Source organism: Alphaproteobacteria bacterium, assembly GCA_039980135.1.
GTDB lineage: Bacteria > Pseudomonadota > Alphaproteobacteria > UBA6615 > UBA6615 > UBA8079.
In genome coordinates, this window is record JBDXCV010000011.1 from 161,396 (window position 1) to 178,532 (window position 17,137).

16 protein-coding genes are annotated in these 17,137 nt (G+C 61.1%); 11 read left to right on the forward strand and 5 right to left on the reverse strand.

Translation table 11 applies throughout. The features are described 5' to 3' along the window. Window positions 1-3 precede the first annotated feature (3 nt). The 7 genes from ABJ363_15390 to ABJ363_15420 all read left to right on the forward strand — a co-directional run bounded on the left by ABJ363_15390 (window position 4) and on the right by ABJ363_15420 (window position 7,720). Entirely contained in the window at window positions 4-1,653 is a 1,650-nt protein-coding gene (locus tag ABJ363_15390) for an AMP-binding protein (protein MEP4380377.1), read from the forward strand. Window positions 1,654-1,751: 98 nt separating this feature from the next. After that, entirely contained in the window at window positions 1,752-2,693 is a 942-nt protein-coding gene (locus ABJ363_15395; GenBank protein MEP4380378.1) for an alpha/beta fold hydrolase, read from the forward strand. A gap of 361 nt (window positions 2,694-3,054) precedes the next feature. After that, window positions 3,055-4,143 carry a hypothetical protein gene (locus ABJ363_15400; GenBank protein ID MEP4380379.1) on the forward strand — a complete coding sequence of 363 codons (1,089 nt, stop codon included), beginning with the start codon at window positions 3,055-3,057 and terminating at the stop codon, window positions 4,141-4,143. 79 nt (window positions 4,144-4,222) lie between these two features. After that, a complete protein-coding gene (locus tag ABJ363_15405) occupies window positions 4,223-4,813 on the forward strand; it encodes a TRAP transporter small permease (GenBank protein ID MEP4380380.1) in 591 nt (196 codons plus the stop codon). Beyond that, complete coding sequence (locus tag ABJ363_15410) at window positions 4,810-6,147, forward strand: TRAP transporter large permease subunit (GenBank protein ID MEP4380381.1); 1,338 nt, start codon at window positions 4,810-4,812, stop codon at window positions 6,145-6,147. Before ABJ363_15405 ends, ABJ363_15410 begins: the two co-directional genes overlap by 4 nt. A 127-nt stretch (window positions 6,148-6,274) precedes the next feature. Next, window positions 6,275-7,300, forward strand: a complete 1,026-nt coding sequence (locus ABJ363_15415) for an amidohydrolase family protein (GenBank protein MEP4380382.1) — start codon at window positions 6,275-6,277, stop codon at window positions 7,298-7,300. A gap of 39 nt (window positions 7,301-7,339) precedes the next feature. Next, window positions 7,340-7,720, forward strand: coding sequence for a rhodanese-like domain-containing protein (locus ABJ363_15420; GenBank protein ID MEP4380383.1), 381 nt, complete (start codon window positions 7,340-7,342; stop codon window positions 7,718-7,720). Here the strand turns inward: ABJ363_15420 and ABJ363_15425 are convergent. After that, the gene (locus ABJ363_15425; GenBank protein ID MEP4380384.1) at window positions 7,717-8,145 is read right to left on the reverse strand and encodes a PaaI family thioesterase; all 429 of its coding nucleotides are present in this window, start codon (window positions 8,143-8,145) and stop codon (window positions 7,717-7,719) included. The two genes, ABJ363_15420 and ABJ363_15425, sit on opposite strands and share 4 nt — an antisense overlap. 16 nt (window positions 8,146-8,161) lie before the next feature. Then, window positions 8,162-8,947: an enoyl-CoA hydratase gene (locus tag ABJ363_15430; GenBank protein MEP4380385.1), complete on the reverse strand. Its 786-nt coding sequence runs from the start codon at window positions 8,945-8,947 to the stop codon at window positions 8,162-8,164. A gap of 96 nt (window positions 8,948-9,043) precedes the next feature. On the opposite strand from ABJ363_15430, the gene ABJ363_15435 reads away from it, so the two are divergent. Genes ABJ363_15435 through ABJ363_15445 form a run of 3 tightly spaced genes read left to right on the forward strand, consistent with a single transcriptional unit; the run spans window position 9,044 to window position 12,031 of the window. After that, the gene (locus ABJ363_15435; protein ID MEP4380386.1) at window positions 9,044-9,814 is read left to right on the forward strand and encodes an SDR family NAD(P)-dependent oxidoreductase; all 771 of its coding nucleotides are present in this window, start codon (window positions 9,044-9,046) and stop codon (window positions 9,812-9,814) included. A gap of 22 nt (window positions 9,815-9,836) precedes the next feature. Further along, window positions 9,837-11,036, forward strand: a complete 1,200-nt coding sequence (locus ABJ363_15440; GenBank protein ID MEP4380387.1) for an acyl-CoA dehydrogenase family protein — start codon at window positions 9,837-9,839, stop codon at window positions 11,034-11,036. Continuing rightward, window positions 11,036-12,031: a phosphotransferase family protein gene (locus ABJ363_15445; protein MEP4380388.1), complete on the forward strand. Its 996-nt coding sequence runs from the start codon at window positions 11,036-11,038 to the stop codon at window positions 12,029-12,031. The genes ABJ363_15440 and ABJ363_15445 overlap by 1 nt, the downstream gene beginning before the upstream one ends. A gap of 5 nt (window positions 12,032-12,036) precedes the next feature. Here the strand turns inward: ABJ363_15445 and ABJ363_15450 are convergent, their stop codons facing one another. Genes ABJ363_15450 through ABJ363_15460 form a run of 3 tightly spaced genes read right to left on the reverse strand, consistent with a single transcriptional unit; the run spans window position 12,037 to window position 14,886 of the window. Further along, window positions 12,037-13,101 (reverse strand): alcohol dehydrogenase, encoded by a 1,065-nt coding sequence (locus ABJ363_15450; GenBank protein ID MEP4380389.1) that lies wholly within the window; start codon window positions 13,099-13,101, stop codon window positions 12,037-12,039. Window positions 13,102-13,137: 36 nt separating this feature from the next. Beyond that, complete coding sequence (locus ABJ363_15455; protein MEP4380390.1) at window positions 13,138-13,932, reverse strand: fumarylacetoacetate hydrolase family protein; 795 nt, start codon at window positions 13,930-13,932, stop codon at window positions 13,138-13,140. Window positions 13,933-13,938: 6 nt separating this feature from the next. Beyond that, window positions 13,939-14,886, reverse strand: coding sequence for an alpha/beta hydrolase (locus ABJ363_15460; GenBank protein MEP4380391.1), 948 nt, complete (start codon window positions 14,884-14,886; stop codon window positions 13,939-13,941). 178 nt (window positions 14,887-15,064) lie between these two features. Between ABJ363_15460 and ABJ363_15465 the strand changes: the two genes are divergently transcribed. Further along, window positions 15,065-17,125 carry a hydantoinase/oxoprolinase family protein gene (locus tag ABJ363_15465; GenBank protein MEP4380392.1) on the forward strand — a complete coding sequence of 687 codons (2,061 nt, stop codon included), beginning with the start codon at window positions 15,065-15,067 and terminating at the stop codon, window positions 17,123-17,125. Window positions 17,126-17,137 lie beyond the last annotated feature (12 nt).

Genomic DNA, 17,137 nt, shown 5'->3' on the forward strand with positions numbered 1-17,137 from the left:
GAAATGCGGATGGACATCAGCGGCTGGAAGACGCGCCTGACTGACGAGTTGATCGCGGCGAACACGGCCAGTGGAATTTGGCGAAACCGCACACTGGCGGACGAACTCGCCGATCTGGCGTCGAAGAATCCCGACCGTGTGCTGTTCGTGGAGGGTGGCACACAACATACCGTCGCCGACTTGGATCGCCAGGCGCGCGCGTTGGCCAGCGCATTGCAAAAGCGTGGTCTCGTCGCGGGCGATGTCGTGAGCTTCGAACTCCCCAACTGGCCCGAGACCGTGATCATCGATCTGGCCTGCGCCATGCTGGGGCTGGTCTGCAATCCGATCATCCCGATCTACCGGGATTCCGAGGTGTCCTACATTCTGCGCGATGCCGGCACCAAGCTGGTCTTTGTGCCGACGACGTTCCGGAAGTTCGACTATGCCGACATGGTCGCGCGCCATCGTGGCGAGCTTCCCGACCTGGCGCATGTCATCACGGTGCGCGGCACCGCCGAGGGGGCGACGGCGTTCGAAGACCTTCTGGCGGAGGGCGAACCGGAGACGTTCGAACGCGCAGCGGTCGATCCCAATGCCGTCAAGTTGATCCTGTATACATCAGGCACGACCGGGCGCCCCAAGGGGGTGCTGCACAGTCACAACACGATCGATACCGAAATTCAGGCGATCTCCGGTTTTCTCGGGCTCGACGACAGTGATGTCATTCTGATGCCGTCGCCGGTGTCTCATATCACCGGCTATCTCTACGGCATTCAGATGCCGTTCACACTGAATGCACCTGCGGTTTTCATGGAAACCTGGCGCGCAGATGACGCGGGTGAGCTGATCGACGCGTTTGGAGTCACCTTCACCATCGCGGCGACGGTGTTCTTGCAGGAACTGACCATGTTCTCCCGGAAGAATTCGCGGCCCTTTCCCAGCCTGCGCTACTTTCCCTCTGGCGGGGCCCCGGTGCCGCCCGAAGTGATCTACAGCGCCCACGCCGCCTTCGAGAATTGCGTCTGTTCGCGTGTATACGGCTCGACCGAGGCACCGACGGTGACGCTGGGTGTGAACAGCCGAGAAGAAGAAGCTCTCGGTGCGACGACCGAAGGATATATCGTCGGCCATGAAGTGAAAATCGTGGACCCCTCGACTGGGCATGTGGTGGGTCCCGGTGAGGAAGGCGAAATCCTGACCCGTGGTCCGGAGATGTGTCTGGGCTATGCCGGCGACGCACACAATGCCGAGGCGTTCGAGGGCGATGGCTATTTTCACACCGGCGACCTGGCGATGATGGATGACCGCGGGGCGCTGGTGATCACCGGTCGTTCGAAGGACCTGATTATTCGCGGGGGTGAGAACATCAGTCCGCGTGAGGTCGAGGATGCTTTGCACGCGCATCCGGCAATCCATGAGGCTGCCGTGGTCGCGATGCACCATCCGCGCATGGGCGAGACGGGCTGTGCCTTCGTCGTGCTGGAAGAGGACGAGAGCCTCGACCTCGCGAATGTTTCGGCATTTCTCGATGGGACCGGTATGGCGAAACAGAAATATCCCGAGCGGCTGGAAATCATCGATGATTTTCCCCGCACGGCCGCCGGCAAGATTCGCAAGAATGTCTTGCGGGATATCATCGCGGCGCAACTTGAGGGAGAAGGTGGCGGGTGAGCCCGCATAGTTGACAGTTTCAGCGATTGGGAACCAATCTGATCAAAAGAAAAGATATCCATTCACATGTGTGAAATGGCTCATCAGGGGAGAAGCAAATGCAAACTCGAGACGTGGAATTCAACAGTTGCGGTGACACCATTCGCGGTACGCTTTACCTGCCGGACGGTGTCAAGAATCCGCCGCTCGTGGTGATGGCCGGTGGCTGGTGCTACGTGCGGGAAATCGTCATGCCTTACTATGCGGATGATTTTGTCGATATCGGCTGTGCCGCGCTGACATTCGATTATCGGTGCTTTGGCGACAGCGAGGGTTCGCCGCGCCAGCACATCAATCCGTGGGATCAGATCGAGGATTACCGCAACGCGGTGAGCTTCGCGAAGACGCTGGATGAAATCGATACGGACCGGATCGGCGTGTGGGGTATTTCATACTCCGGCGGACATGCGATTTGCGTCGCGGCACTGGATTCCCGCGTGAAGTTTGCCATGTCGGTGGTGCCCGTCGTCGACGGTTTCCCGACGATGCGCCGGTGCCACGGCGAGCGTAAATTTGCGGCAATCCAGAAACTCATTCTGGCGGATCGCGAGGCGCGTCAACGCGGCGAGCCGAGCCAGATGATACCGATGGCTACGACCGACCCGGACAACGAGATCAGCTCGTGGCCGTTCCCCCATGTCCGCACCATCTTTCAGGACATCAAAGAGCGTGAAGCGCCGAATCACATCCATGAAAACACGCTTGAGTCGGTTGAATTGCTCCTGCAGTACGACGTGATGCCCTATGCCAAACGCCTGTATGAGACGCCTTACATGATGGCGATTGCCAAGGGCGACAACATCACATCGTCCGATCTTGAGATCGACGTGTTCAACGCGGTGCCGTGTCCGAACAAGGAGTTGGCGATCGTTGAAGGTGTCGATCACATGAGCCTGTATTCGAACAATGAGCATCTCGAGAAGGTCTCGAGCGCGCAGGCCAACTGGCTTCGTGACCTATTGTTCGGACCGGGGGCACTCCTGGCGCAGGCCGCCGAATAGGCTGCCGATTCAATGGGAATTCCCGACCGGGCTGGCAGGTTGCCGGCCCGGTCTTTTTCTGCCTGGATTCTCAATCCTCGGACGATCGGGCGCCGATTTCTGGACGCGTGGTAATGCGGGACGAACGCCTGATTGGGCAGATATTCGTGTTCGTGTACGTGAATTTGGTCACCAGCTCATCTATACGAATAATCGTGTAACAGCCGCGTATTGCTGACTTTCTCGTGATCACGCACGTAATTTTGTGCGCGTCGACGAACATTCTCGAATTCTCGATGGACAAGGGGCCTTCGTTGTTGGAAGCTTTCGTCAGGACTAGAAAAGTCCGACGGGGAAATAATAAACAAACTGGGAGGACTTCATGTCCAAAGTTTCAAAATCGACGGCGATGCTTATCGCCGCGGCTGCGACAGCAACCGTTGCCGTCTCTGCGCCGGCAAGTGCGCAGGAAACCATTAACCTCACGGCGATCTCCGGCTATCCGCCGCCCGCGACCTGGATTGGCTCGCTGGTTGACGCCTACATGCCTGCTGTTGATGCCATTCTTGCCAAAAACGGTAAGTACAAAATCAACTGGAACAAGGGCATCAGTGGCCAGATCGTCAAGCCGCGTGGTGAACTTGAAGGTGTCGAGACTGGCATTGGTGACCTCGGCGTCATCGTGACTGCGTTCCACGCCGATAAGGTTCCGCTTTACGACGTGTCGTTCAAGACGCCGTTCACGACCCTCGATGTCGGGCTTGCGAGTGCCGTCACCCAGAAGATGGTCGATACGTTCCCGCAGTACAACGGCACTTGGCGGAAAGAGTTCAACCAGATTGCGTTGGCTCCGACCGGCGCGGTTGACAACTACATGCTCTGGTCGGCCAAGCCGATCTCCAGCATCAACCAGGTCAAGGGCCTGAAGGTCGGCGCCGCCGGCCCGAACCTGCCCTGGGTTCTCGCGATCGGCGCTGCCGGTGTGCAGACCAACCTGGCGGACGCCTACAACAGCCTGAGCACGGGCATCTATGAGGCCATGATTGTTTGGCGCCAGGGTGCGGGTGCTTTCAAGCTTTGTGAGCCGGCTCCGTTTGCATTCGATGCAAGCCTGGGTGGTGTGAACGGCTTCTCGTTGAACTTCAACATCGACGTCTGGGACAGTCTTCCCCAGGAAGTTAAGGATGCAGCATCTGAAGCATCTTCGGCTTGGGTCACCGAGAACGTGAAGCGCGTGAATGACGGCGCGGCCTCTGGTCTCGCACGTTGCGAAGCCGAATTCGGTACCAAGGTCACCGTGGCAAGCGATGCCGAGCGCAACGCTTGGGCCGCGGCACTGCCGCCGCTGGGCAAGCAGTGGGCCGAGCAGCGCAATGCCGCTGGTCAGCCGGGAACCGAGATCCTCAAGGCCTGGATGGACGAGATGCGTGCGAACAATCAGCCGATCGCACGTCAGTGGGATCGCGAATAGGCGGTTCCAGAACTTCTGTTTGTGACTTCACATACGAACCAGGGAGGGGGGCCGCCGAAAGGTGGCTCCCCGACTTCCATTGAGCGCAATACTCGGATTTCTGGATATTCTGCGTCGAATTTTCGATCGGATCGTCCTATTAAGTAACGCGGTGGCGTCAGGCTGGATTTTCATCCTGATGCTGTTAATCACGCTCGATATCTCGCTGCGGTTTATCTTCAATTCGCCTTTGAGCGGCGTGACGGAGATCGTCGAGATTTCGATTGTCACGATCCTCTACCTGCAGTTGGCACACACGCTGAAGGTTGGCCGGATCACGCGGTCCGACGCACTCTATGGACGGATTCTCTCGAAATGGCCGGCGGTCGGCAACATCATGGGCATCCTGTTCCACCTCGCGGGTGTCGGCCTGATGGTCGCCATTGTCATGGGCGGCTGGCCGAAGTGGCTGCAGGCCTATCATGGCGGGCATTTCGTCGGAAATACCGGCGTTTTCACATTCCCGGAGTGGCCTCAGCGCCTCGCGCTCGTGGTCGGCTGCACGCTTCTCGGTATGCAGTTTTTCCTGTCGGTTGTCGACAATATCCGCGGCCTGTTCGGTAAGCCACCGCTTGAGCATGAGGAGGCTGTCGACGTGGAAGTGGCTGCCGCTGAGGAGTCGATCAAATGAGCGGCTTTGAAATTGGCCTTATTTCCATTATCGCGATGCTGCTGCTGATCTATATCGGCATGCATGTCCCGGTGGTTCTCGCCTTGATTTCGTTCGTCGGGGTCTGGGTTATCAAGGGCAACGTCAAGATCGCGATCAGTCTGCTCTGGATATCGGCGGCGAAAACTGTCGCGGATTTCCTGTTCGGCGTCATACCTCTCTTCGTATTGATGGGGCTTCTCGTCAGTACGGCCGGGATGGGGCGTGACACATACGACATCGCCCAGAATGCGTTGCGCCGCGTGCGCGGCGGCCTCGGCATGGCCACGGTCATTGCGAACGCGATCTTTGCCGCGATCACGGGTGTCTCGATCGCATCGGCGACCGTGTTCACCCGCATCTCCGTGCCGGAAATGCTGCGATATGGCTACAAGGGCCGATTCGCGGTTGGCACCGTTGCGGGCTCGTCGGTGCTCGGAATGCTCATCCCGCCGTCGATCCTGCTGATCATCTTTGCGCTGATCGCGGAAGAATCCGTCGGCGATCTGTTCATCGCGGGCATCGGCCCGGGCATCCTGCTGACCTTCTCCTTCTGTACCCTGATCGCGGTCATGGCCTACGGCTTTCCGAATATGGTGGCTCAGCCGGGCGCGCTCGATGCGCATGTCGATCAGGAAAAGATGCCCGGTCGGGAGCTTTTCGCGAAGACATATCCGATTGTCATTCTGGTGCTGGTCGTCCTCGGCGGTATATATGCGGGGCTCTACACCCCGACCGAGGCGGGCGCAGCCGGCGCGTTCGTCGCATTCCTGTTCGCGCTTATTCGCAGGCAGATAACACCGCGCAAGCTCTGGGATGTGCTGGTGGAAACCGGACATATCACGGCGACCCTGCTGTTCCTGATCATCGCGGCCAGCATGTACAGCCGGATGCTTGGAATTTCGGGCCTGCCGACGGAGCTGGGCCGCGTGATCGGCGATATGAACGCGAGCTTCGCGCAGCTGATGATCATGTATGTGATCATCCTGATCATTCTCGGCACGATCATCGATTCCGTCTCGATCATGCTGATCACGGTGCCGCTGTTCCTCGTGGTGTTGGCACCGTTTGACATTGATCTTGTCTGGTTTGGCGTGGTGACCGTAATTGCCACAGAAATCGGTCTGCTGACCCCGCCGTTGGGCCTCGCGGTCTATGTGATCAAATCGACCCTGGTGCAGAAGGACATCTCGCTTGCCGATATCTTCATCGGCGCGGCGCCATTCGCGCTGGTGATGTTGTTTGTGCTTATCCTCGTGATGATTTTCCCGGAAATTCCGCTGGCTCTGGTGGATCTCAAGCGGTCGCTCAACTAGCGCGCGTTGCCGCGAAACCCATGTGAAACAAGGGCGGTGGATTTTCTACCGCCCTTTTTCTATTCGCCAGCAGTGCTAAGCTTTGACCCAACCGATCAGCAGATCGGATGCATAGAAGGGGGAAATCATGGCCGCAGATGCCGCCGTCGCAATCGACATGCATTGTCACGTCTTCTCGCCGTCGGCGAAGGCGCTTATGGACAAGCACTACCAACCCGCAGAAATCCTGACACCCGACCGTGATCCGTACATGTTCTTCGCCCATCCGGCTTCCATGGCGGTCGACAACGAGAATATCCCGAACCTGGTCCCGAAAATGATCGACCTGAAGCCGCGCGAGGCCGATATGGACGCCACACGGGTGGATATGCAGATCGTCAGTCCGGTGCCGATCCAGTTCTACTATTGGGCCGATCCGGAACTGGGTAACGCCCTCGCACGCGCCCAGAATGACGATGTGTCCAAGCTCGTTGCGGGAAACCCGGACCGGTTTGTCGCCATGGGCACGCTGCCCCTGCAGGATGCCGCGGCATCGGTGACGGAGATGCGCCGCGCGGTGAAGGAGCTCGATATCCGGGCGTTTATTCTTTCCACCAACGTGGACGGGGTCGAGCTGTCGGACGAACGCTTCGATCCGGTCTATGCCGAGGCTGTGGCTCTCGATGTTCCGCTGTTCCTGCATCCTTTCGGGTTTACGGACGGTGCGCGGTTACGGCCGTTCTTCATGCACAATTGTGTCGGACAGCCACTCGAGGAACAGATCGCGATCACGCATCTGATCTTCGGTGGGGTGCTCGACCGCCACCCCGGGATCAAGATCTGCATTGCCCATGGCGGCGGGTATTTCCCCTTTTACGCGGGTCGCATGGACCATAGCTGGGAGTATCGCCCGGAATTGCGCGACAAGATCAGCCGTCCCCCGAGCGAGTATCTCAGTGAGCTCTACTACGATACCGTCGTGTTCCGGCCCGACCAGCTTGAGTATCTGGTCAACATGGTCGGGGTTGATCGTGTGATGATGGGAACTGACTACCCGTTCGACATGCAGGAGTTCGAGCCGGTTTCATTTGTCGAAAGCGCGACCAAACTGAGCGCCGCGGAACGCAAGAAAGTTCTCGGCGGCACCGCCGCAGCGATCATGGGGATCGGATAATTTAATGGACGCCGGCCATGACCGGACAAGGAGGTATCGATGACGCTCAAGCGCGGATTCAAGCAGATTCTTGCGGAGGCGAACGCCGCAATCGAGACCGTGGCCGTCAAGGATGCGCTCGCGGTGTTTGGCGAGCCCGGCTACAGTTTCATCGATATTCGCGAGGGGGTGGAGCGAGAGCAGGGCACGATCCCCGGGTCGGCGCATGTTCCGCGCGGATTTCTGGAGTTTCATGCGGACCCGGACAGCCCGGCCCATAATCCGGTGTTTTCCAACGGTGACCGGCTGATCCTGTTCTGCGCGAGTGGTGGGCGATCCGCGCTCGCCGCCAAGACCCTGGTCGATATGGGATTCGAGGATGTTTGCCACATCGCGGGCGGCATGGCCGCATGGCGTGAAGCCGATGGTCCGACGGATTAGCCCTCGCGGTTTCCGAGAAGCGTCCAGGTGGTCTGGATAAGGGCAATAGGTTCGCCCGTGTCGGCAGCTTCCAGGTCAATCCGACCGTAAACCATACGCTTGCCCCGGCGCAGAACCTCGCCACGTGCAAGAATGTCGGTGTTGTAGGCGGCCGCGAGGAATGACGTCGTCATGTCGATGGTAGCCATTTTCTCGAAACCGCCGATCGCCGACGAAATAACCACCACCATCGCGGCATCGGCGAAGGACATGAGGGCCTGGCCGGTCACCAGCCCGCCGTCGCGCGAGATACGCGCATCCCACGGCAGGCGTACGACAGCGCCATTCTGCGTGAGTTCCTCGACGGTCATGCCGAGTTCGTCGAGCCACGGCGTCATGACCGTGTCGAGAATATGCTGGGCGTCGTCGCGGGTGAATTCGCTCATGTTGCAGACCGCAAGGCTAGTCGCCCTTGAAATCCGGTCGCCGCTTCTCCACGAACGCCGCGACACCTTCGGCAAAGTCATCCTTGACCGCACAACGGAGAAACGCGGCATGCTCGGCTGACAGATGGTCGGCCATGCTTTCGGATTCCAGGCTTTGATTTATCAGCGCCTTGGTGTTTGCGTATGCGGTTGTGGGCCCTTTGGCGAAGCGTTCGGCCATCTTCATGGTTTCCGCGTCAAGCTCGTCGGCGGGTACCACGCGATTGACCATGCCGAGATCGCGCGCCGTCGCGGCATCGACCGGCTCGCTGAGCATGGCCAGTTCGAGCGCCTTGCGCCGGCCGACGACCCGGGGCAGCAGGTAGGTGGAACCGCCATCCGGAATCGTGGCGATCCCGATATACGCCATGGTGAACACGGCGTTGTCCGCCGCGATCCCGATATCTGCGTTCAGCGCCATGCCGATGCCGGCACCCGCGACCGGGCCGTGCAGCGCCGCCACGACCGGCTTGGGGAGGCGCGACAGGCCCAGGACCGCCTTGTGATAGAGGCTGATGAGGTCGTCGATCGTCTCTTCGATAGTGTCGATGTTCTCGTGGAAGGTCGCCACATCGCCGCCGGCCATGAAACCCCGGCCGGCGCCCTTCAGGATGACGGCGCGGACCGAATCGTCGCCGGCCAGGTCTTCGACAGCGGCGTTGAGTTCGAGTGCCATGTCGCGATTGAGGGCGTTCAGCACGTCGGGGCGGTTTAGTGTGAGGGTGGCGACGGGGCCTTGCTTGTCCAGTAGAATGGTCGGCATTGGATTGATATCCGCGTGGCGTGAAGGTTGTCCCAAACTTACCGGCGCCGCGGCGGGACGGCAAACATCCGTAGCCCGATGTTGGGGGGAAGTATTATGCGTGACCAGTTTGATTTGACCGGGCAGGTGGCATTCGTAACCGGTGCGTCGAGCGGGCTGGGCGCGCATTTTGCGCAGACGCTGGTCGGGGCCGGCGCGAAAGTCGCCATCGGGGCCCGGCGCGCGGATCGACTGGCGGATCTGGCGAAACAAATCGAAGCGGCTGGCGGGCGAGCGCTCCCGATCGAACTCGACGTGACAAACGCCGAGTCCGTCGCGCGCGCAGTGCGGATCGCCGAGGAGGAACTCGGAGCGATGACGATCCTCGTCAACAATGCCGGTGTGCCGCCGCGCGCTCTCACCCTCGAGATGGACGAGGAGGAGTGGGACCGGGTGGTCGGGACAAATCTCAAGGGCGCCTGGCTCGTCGCGCGCGAAATCGGGCGTCACATGGTGGCTCACGGCGGGGGCGGGCGGATCATTAACATCGCGTCGGTGCTCGGCTGGAAAACGGTTGCCAAGGGCATTCAGTCCTATGGTGTTTCGAAAGCTGGCCTCGTCAGCATGACGGAGACGATGGCGCTGGAAGTCGCGCGGGATGGCATCCTAGTGAACGCGATCGCACCCGGCTACATCCGAACGGAACTGAACGATGCGTTCCTCGACAGTGAACCTGGACAGCGCATTCGAACCCGCGTGGCAACCCGAAGGTTCGGCGAGCCCGCTGATCTGGATGGCGCTTTGCTGCTGCTGGCCGGCCCGGCCGGGGCATATATCACCGGGTCGGTGATCGCCGTGGATGGCGGGCTGACCCTGTCGACACTCTAATTGTTACGACTGGAGACCTGACGTGGATTTTGCACTTTCGAGCGAGCAAGAGGCGCTGCGGCTGCGGGTTCAGAAATTCGTGGCCGATGAAGTCATGCCCATCGAGGCGGATCAGGCGAACTTCGACGCCCATGAGAATATCGACGAAGTGCCGTTACAGGCGCTGCGGGCCAAGGCCAAAACGGCGGGCCTCTGGGCGCCTCAGATGCCGATATCGCGCGGTGGTCTGGGCCTCGATACCGTTGGCATGGCGGCTTTCTATGAAGAGGCGGCGCGCTCGCGATTTGGACCACTGGTCTTCAACTGTGCCGCACCCGATGACGGCAACATGATCCTGCTCGACCGTGTGGCGCGCGAAGATCAGAAGGACCGCTGGCTCCAGCCGATCATCGATGGCGATATCCGCTCGTCGATTGTCATGACCGAGCCCGCGCCGGGGTCCGGCTCCGATCCGACGATGATGCTGACCCGCGCCGAGCCGAGCGGGAACGACAAGTGGGTCATCAACGGGCGAAAGTGGTTCATCACCGGGGCGGAGGGCTCCGAGCATTTCATACTGCTCGCCCGCACGTCCGACGACAAACGCGGGGCGTTGACGACCTTCCTGTTTCACAAGGACCAGCCGGGCTGGCACATCGTGCGGCGAATCCCGATCATGGGGCCGGAAGAGCATGGCGGGCATTGCGAGGTCGTGTTCGACGGCATGGAGATCGACGATGAGAACCGGCTGATGGAGGTCGGTGAGGGCATGAAGTCGGTACAGATTCGCCTTGGAACCGCGCGCCTGACCCATTGCATGCGCTGGCTGGGCATGTCGAAGCGGGCTGTCGAGGAGTGCCTCGATTATGTGAAGACCCGCGAGAATTTCGGCTCCACCCTCGCCGACCATGAGGGTGTCCAGTGGATGCTCGCCGATGCGGGGATGGATATCGAGATCGGGCGGTTGCTGACAATGCGCGCGGCCGCCAAGCTCGACACCGGCGATCAGTCCCGCAAGGAAGTCTCGATGGCCAAGATCTGGGTCTCGGAAATCCTGCACAAGACCATCGCGACCGCTATTCAGCTCAACGGTGCGCGCGGTTACTCCAAGGATCTGCCGCTCGAGTGGATGTACCGCTACGCGCCCCAGGCCAAGCTGGTCGACGGTGCGTCGGAGGTGCACAAGATGGTGGTCGCGCGCAATCTGCTTGGCCAGGGCATGGATTTCTGGAGTTGGGACTAGTGCCAGACGGCCTGACCGGCGGCCCTGCACCGTCATTGCCGATACCGGATACGCTGCTGAGCCGCTGGTTCGGGGAGCGTCTCGGCACTACGGATGTCACGATTGTGACTACGGAATTACTGCCGGGCGGCGCGATTCAGCATAACTGGCGCGTTGATCTGGATGCCGATGGCGCGGCGCAAAGCTATGTTTTGCGCGCCGGTCCTGAAATCCCGTTGCCCGAGAGCCTCACCAAGTCGGATGAGTACGACATGGTTTGCCGCGTGTATGACGCCGGCATTCCCGTGCCCGAACCGCTTTGGTTCCGTGAAGGTGAAGTGCCCTTTTTTGTGTCGCGCCTGTGCCGGGGAGATGCGCGCCGCGGTGATCTGATTGCCCGATCCGACAACGATGCGCTTTTGCGCGATCTGGGCGCGGCGCTTGCCCAGATACACAAGGTGGACACTGCTGACGCGGCCTTGACGAATGCCCCGTCTGTTCGGATCAATACGCTGTCGGATTGGTTGAATGCGCTCGATGAAATACCGGGGCCGATTTCCCACAGCCTTGCCGACGGCCTCACCTGGTTGCGCACTCATGAGCCCGAGGAGGTGCCGGCTGTGCTGGTGCATCGGGATTTCCGGACGGGAAATTTCCTCGTCGAGAACGGGCGGTTAACGGCCGTGCTGGACTGGGAGTTCGCAGGCTGGGGCGACCGGCATGAGGATATCGGATGGTTTTGTGCCCGATGCTGGCGCGGCGAGGCTCCGACGCGGGAGGCCGGCGGGCTGGGTGACCGGCATGTTTTCTATGACGCCTATATCGCGGCCGGCGGGGACATGCCGGACCCCGAGCGCATCCGTTTCTGGGAGGTTTTCGCACATTTGCGCTGGGCTCTCATCGCCCTGCAGCAGGGTGTGCGTGCGCGCGCCGGTGCTTTTCCGGCCTGGGAGCTTGAAGAAGCAGAAGCCCGGGTCCCTGGATTGCTGCATGTTGTGGCGGAAATGACCCGCTAGCGCGTTCAGGCCCCCTCGGGCACCACGACCACGCGGCCGATGATTCGCCCGTCTTCGAGATCCTGCAGGGTTTCCGTCACTTCCGACATGGGACGTGACGCCACGGGAATAGGGTCGACCTTGCCGGCCTTCACCAGTTCCATCAGCTCGTGCATCTCGCTGAGCGTGCCCACATAGGAGCCGCGCAGGGCGATATCGCGGGTCGGCAGCGCCAGCGTCGGGAGGTCGATCCGTCCGCCATACAGGCCAACCGCGATATAGCTGCCGCCCCTGCGGATCACGTCGATGCCCAGGCTGGCGGTCTCGGTGTTTGCCACGAAGTCGACGACGGCGCCCGCACCGGCGGTGGTGAGTTTGGCGATTTCTGCTCTTGCATCCTCGCGCAGGGGGTTGATCGTGTGGTCGGCGCCCGCTTCACGCGCGGCGGCGAGTTTCTCTTCGTCCACGTCGACCACGATTTTCTCGTTGGCGATGTAATCGGCGGCGATGCCCACGCCCGTCAGCCCGACACCACCCGCGCCGATGATCACGAGCTTGTCGTCGGGTGATATCTCCTTCGCCTTGCGGATGGCGCTGTATGACGTGATTCCGGCACAGGCGAGCGTGCAGGCGTAGTGGGGGTCAACCCCCTCGATATCCACGAGATATTTCTCGTCGGGGATGATCACGTGGTCGGCATAGCCACCCGGTCGCCGCACGCCCAGGGGGGCGGTGTTGGCGCAGTCGTTCTCACGGCCTTCGTTACAGCGTGCGCAGTCGCCGCAGCCCAGCCACGGGAAAATGAGATAGGTCTGGCCGACTTGCACAGTCCCGGCCGCGTCGGGGCCGAGCGCCACGACCTCACCCACGGGTTCATGGCCCATGGTGAACGGCAACTCGATGTTGCGGTCTTCCAGGGTCATCTTGTTGCCGTCGCCCAGATCGTAGTAGCCGTGCCAGAAATGCAGATCCGAATGGCACACGCCGCAGGCGGTGACCCGGAGCAACACTTCGCTGCCCTGGGGTTCCGGGGTCGCGCTCTCGACCAGTTCGAGGGGCTGGTTTGCGGCGACTAGCTGATAGCTTTTCATGGAATGTCTTTTCCCTGTGTCCTGTGCGGCTTGGTACTACGCGAAACTAATGGAAACCGAGCCGAGGCCCGGAATGGAATGGTCGATGCGGTCACCCTGTGAGACCCAGTGTGTCGCAATGACCGAACCGAGAGTCACGAATTCACCGGCTTTCAGATGGCGCCCGCGCTCGGCCAGGCGATTGGCGAGCCAGGCGAGCGCCTCGAGCGGATGACCCATGATGAGTGACCCGAGCCCGGTGCCGAGGTGTTCACCATTCAGCAGGACGGTGCCTTCGACGGCGGCGAGGTCGAGGTCATGCCAGTTCGGGATCGGATCACCCAGGATGACGGCTGCGTTGAAGAAGTTGTCGGCGGCCATGGTCGGCGTATCGAGTTCCCGATAGTTGCGGTAACGCGCCTCGACGAGTTCGATGGAGATCATCGCCGCACCCACGGCATCGCGGACGCTGTCTCTTGTGTAGGGGCCGCCTTCGGCGGGCATGTCCTTGGCCAGGGTCACCGCTATTTCGGTTTCCACGCCGGGATTAACATAGTCCGCGAATACAAGGTCCGCGTGATTCTGGTGCACGGTTGAATCGAAGACTTCGCCGTAGGCCGGTTCATGGATGTCCATATATGCCTGCATCACCGGCGTCGTGCAGCCGATCTTGTAGCCGACCAGAGTGCCAAGGCCGTGCCGGCCCAGAATTTCGTTGTGGCGCTCCTGCACGGCGTAGGCATCGTTCAGGTCTTGCGGTCGGTAGTCGGCCGGCAAGGAGTCGAGTTTCGTCCGGTTCAGCCTGTTTTCGGCAATGACCGTGGCGGCCTGACTGATTGCGTCTGTATCCATGAAATTCTAACTCCCGACGGAAAAAGCGCGTTGCAGGGCATCGATGGAAAGGTTCAACGCCTCGGCGGAAGCGTCGATCAGTTTGCCGTAGTGCCAGTAGCCATGGATCATCCCGGCCATGCAGCTGTATTCGACGGCGACCCCCGCCTCGAAGAGTCGCTCACCATAACGTTTACCATCGTCGCGCAGGGGATCGAACTCCGCCGTGACGATCTGGGTGAACGGTAATCCGCTCAGATCGTCGGCCATGCACGGAGACAGCAGGATGTCGTCTGTCGCCGTCACGCCGGGAGCATAGCAATCATAGTACCAGGCCATCTGATCGCGGGTCAGGAAATAGTCCTCGTCGAGGAACGCGTAGGACGGGAGATCCTGTTCAAAGAACATATCGGTCACGGGGTACACCAGAATTTGCGCAGATACGGAAGGCGCGCCGGCATCCCGCGCGCGTAGCGCCAGGCCGGCCGCCAGGTTCCCGCCCGCGCTTTCGCCGCCCACGGCGATCCGTGCCGGATCGCCGCCGAGTTCTTCAGCGTTTTCATGGACCCACTGCAGGGCGGCCCAACAATCCTCGGGAGCAGCCGGGTAGGGGTGCTCGGGTGCCAGCCGATAATCGACAGAAACGACGATGCACGGGACGTCGCGGCAGATCAGCCGGCATTGCGGGTCCCGGCTTTCGATGCTGCCGATGACGAAGCCGCCGCCGTGGATGAACAGGAAGACGGGCAGGGGACCGGTATCGGCTTCGGGCGTGTAGATGCGCACACGGATTTCTCCGTCGGCACCCGGAATCTGCCGGTCCTCGACATTGCCGACCGGCACGGAGTCGAAATTTCGAGGCACAATAAACCGGTCATAGGCCGCACGCGCTTCTGCCGGCGGCATGTCCTTGAGCGGTGTCGGCGCCTGATTGAGCAAATCGAGGACCGCCTGCGCTTGCGGGTGCAGCGTCATTTTCCATCCCTGTAGAGCCGAACTTGAGCGCCAGCTTGGTGGGAAAGAAGCATCCGCCGCCGATCCGGAGGCGTCAACCGGAATGAAGGGTTTCCCGTCCCATTTGATTGCGACAAACCCTATGAACATGGCCTTCGGAGTGCTTCAATCCGCGCTTGTTTGTTGAGGGAATGATTTGATGCGGTTTGCTTGCGACACCGGGGGCACGTTCACGGATCTGATCGTCGAGGACGATGATGGTGCCCTGTCCATGTACAAGGCATCGACGATACCTTCCGACCCGGTGAAAGGCGTTCTGGACGCGCTGGCACTCGCCGCGACCGACCTCGGTATCCCGCTTGGCGACTTGCTGGCCCGCGGCGAGATGCTCATCCACGGCACCACCCATGCCATCAATGCGATCATTACCGGTAATACGGCGCGAACGGCCTTTCTGACGACATCGGGGCACCCCGACATTCTGGTTTTGCGTGAGGGCGGACGGATCGAGCCCTTCAACTTCGTGGCACCCTATCCCGAACCCTATGTCCCGCGCGCGCTGACTTTCGAGGTGCCGGAACGGGTGAACAGCGCAGGGGAGGCACACACCCCGCTCGATGAAGCCGCGACGGTGGAGATCATCGGAAAACTGAAGGACGCCGACGTCGAGGCTGTCGCCGTCTGTTTTCTCTGGTCGATCTCCAACCCGGCGCATGAACTGCGCGTGGGCGAATTGTTGGAAAAGCATCTGCCAGGCGTGCCGTACACGCTTTCGCACCAGATCAATCCGGCCTTGCGTGAGTATCGCCGCGCGTCGGCAACGGCGATCGATGCGTCCCTGAAACCGCTGATGGGCAAATATCTTGGCGGGCTGACCGAACGCCTTGCGGCCGCCGGCTTCAAGGGGCGTACTCTCGTCCTGACGTCCCAGGGTGGGATGCTCGATGCCAGCGATCTGGCGCAAAAGCCGATCCATGCGATCAACTCCGGGCCGTCGATGGCGCCGATCGCCGGCCGTAATTATGCGGATATCGATTCGGCCTCATCGAACGTCATCATCGCGGATACGGGCGGGACGACCTATGACGTCAGCCTCGTGCGCGACGGGCGTATCCCCCTGACCAAGGAAACCTGGATCGGGCAGCCCTATCGGGGCCACATGACCGGGTTTCCCTCGATCGACATCAAGAGCGTCGGTGCCGGGGGCGGCTCCATCGCCTGGGTCGATGCGGGCGGCTTGCTGCATGTCGGCCCGCAAAGCGCCGGTGCCGTGCCGGGACCGGTCTGCTACGGCGCAGGCGGAAGCGAACCCACGGTGACGGATGCCTGCGTAACGCTTGGCTACCTCGATCCGGGCTATTTTCTGGGCGGAACCATGGACCTAGATGCGGCGGGCGCGCGCACGGCGATTGAGGATCATGTGGCAACGCCGCTCGGCCTTTCGGTCGAGGTGGCGGCGGCCTCAATCCTCAGTGTCGCAACCGAGAATATGGTTCAGGCAATTTCGGATATCACCGTCGATCAGGGCATCGACCCGGCGGATGCAGTCCTCATCGGTGGCGGCGGCGCTGCCGGCCTGAACTCCATCTACATCGCACGGCGGCTGGGATGCCCCACGTTGCTGATCCCGGAAACCGGTGCGGGCCTGAGCGCCGCGGGCGCATTGATGACCGATCTGACGAACGAGTATCGCGCGACCTTCTTCACCACGTCTGACGCGTTCGACCGGGATGGGGTCAACCGGACCCTCGATGGGTTGCGCGCCGAAGCCCGAGCCTTCATCGATGGCCCGGGTGCGAACGCGGTGTCGTCGCAAGTCGAGTTCGCCGTCGAGGCGCGCTACGCCTCCCAGGTGTGGGAGATCGAAGTACCGCTTTCGACTGACCGGTTCAGCGACGACCAACAGCTCGACGCGTTGAACGAGGCATTTCATGCAATGCATGAACGGATCTTCGCAATCCGGGATCCAGGCTCGGTTGTCGAGTATGTCGGCTGGACCGTCACCGCGCGGTGCGGATTGCGGGAAGGCGGCCCCGGCCGCCTCGGCGTCGGCAAGGGGCATGATGTCTCCGGCACACGGCGGGTCTATTTCGCCGGTGACGGCGCGGTCGATGCGGTGGTGCATGATTTCGAGACGATGGCGGCAGGCCGGCAGTTTCAGGGGCCGGCCATCGTCGAATCCCCTTTCACGACCGTCATCGCAGACGGCGAGACAATGTTCGAGCGGACGGCATCCGGCAGCCTTCTGATGCGGCCATAGGAAAGAGGTTGA

Excerpts from the sequence above, each read along its gene's own strand:
- ABJ363_15390 (MEP4380377.1), top strand. The coding sequence starts at position 4 with ATGCGGATGGACATCAGCGGCTGGAAGACGCGCCTGACTGACGAGTTG.
- ABJ363_15395 (MEP4380378.1), top strand. The coding sequence starts at position 1,752 with ATGCAAACTCGAGACGTGGAATTCAACAGTTGCGGTGACACCATTCGC.
- ABJ363_15400 (MEP4380379.1), top strand. The coding sequence starts at position 3,055 with ATGTCCAAAGTTTCAAAATCGACGGCGATGCTTATCGCCGCGGCTGCG.
- ABJ363_15410 (MEP4380381.1), top strand. The coding sequence starts at position 4,810 with ATGAGCGGCTTTGAAATTGGCCTTATTTCCATTATCGCGATGCTGCTG.
- ABJ363_15415 (MEP4380382.1), top strand. The coding sequence starts at position 6,275 with ATGGCCGCAGATGCCGCCGTCGCAATCGACATGCATTGTCACGTCTTC.
- ABJ363_15420 (MEP4380383.1), top strand. The coding sequence starts at position 7,340 with ATGACGCTCAAGCGCGGATTCAAGCAGATTCTTGCGGAGGCGAACGCC.
- ABJ363_15425 (MEP4380384.1), bottom strand. The coding sequence starts at position 8,145 with ATGAGCGAATTCACCCGCGACGACGCCCAGCATATTCTCGACACGGTC.
- ABJ363_15430 (MEP4380385.1), bottom strand. The coding sequence starts at position 8,947 with ATGCCGACCATTCTACTGGACAAGCAAGGCCCCGTCGCCACCCTCACA.
- ABJ363_15435 (MEP4380386.1), top strand. The coding sequence starts at position 9,044 with ATGCGTGACCAGTTTGATTTGACCGGGCAGGTGGCATTCGTAACCGGT.
- ABJ363_15450 (MEP4380389.1), bottom strand. The coding sequence starts at position 13,101 with ATGAAAAGCTATCAGCTAGTCGCCGCAAACCAGCCCCTCGAACTGGTC.
- ABJ363_15455 (MEP4380390.1), bottom strand. The coding sequence starts at position 13,932 with ATGGATACAGACGCAATCAGTCAGGCCGCCACGGTCATTGCCGAAAAC.
- ABJ363_15460 (MEP4380391.1), bottom strand. The coding sequence starts at position 14,886 with ATGACGCTGCACCCGCAAGCGCAGGCGGTCCTCGATTTGCTCAATCAG.
- ABJ363_15465 (MEP4380392.1), top strand. The coding sequence starts at position 15,065 with ATGCGGTTTGCTTGCGACACCGGGGGCACGTTCACGGATCTGATCGTC.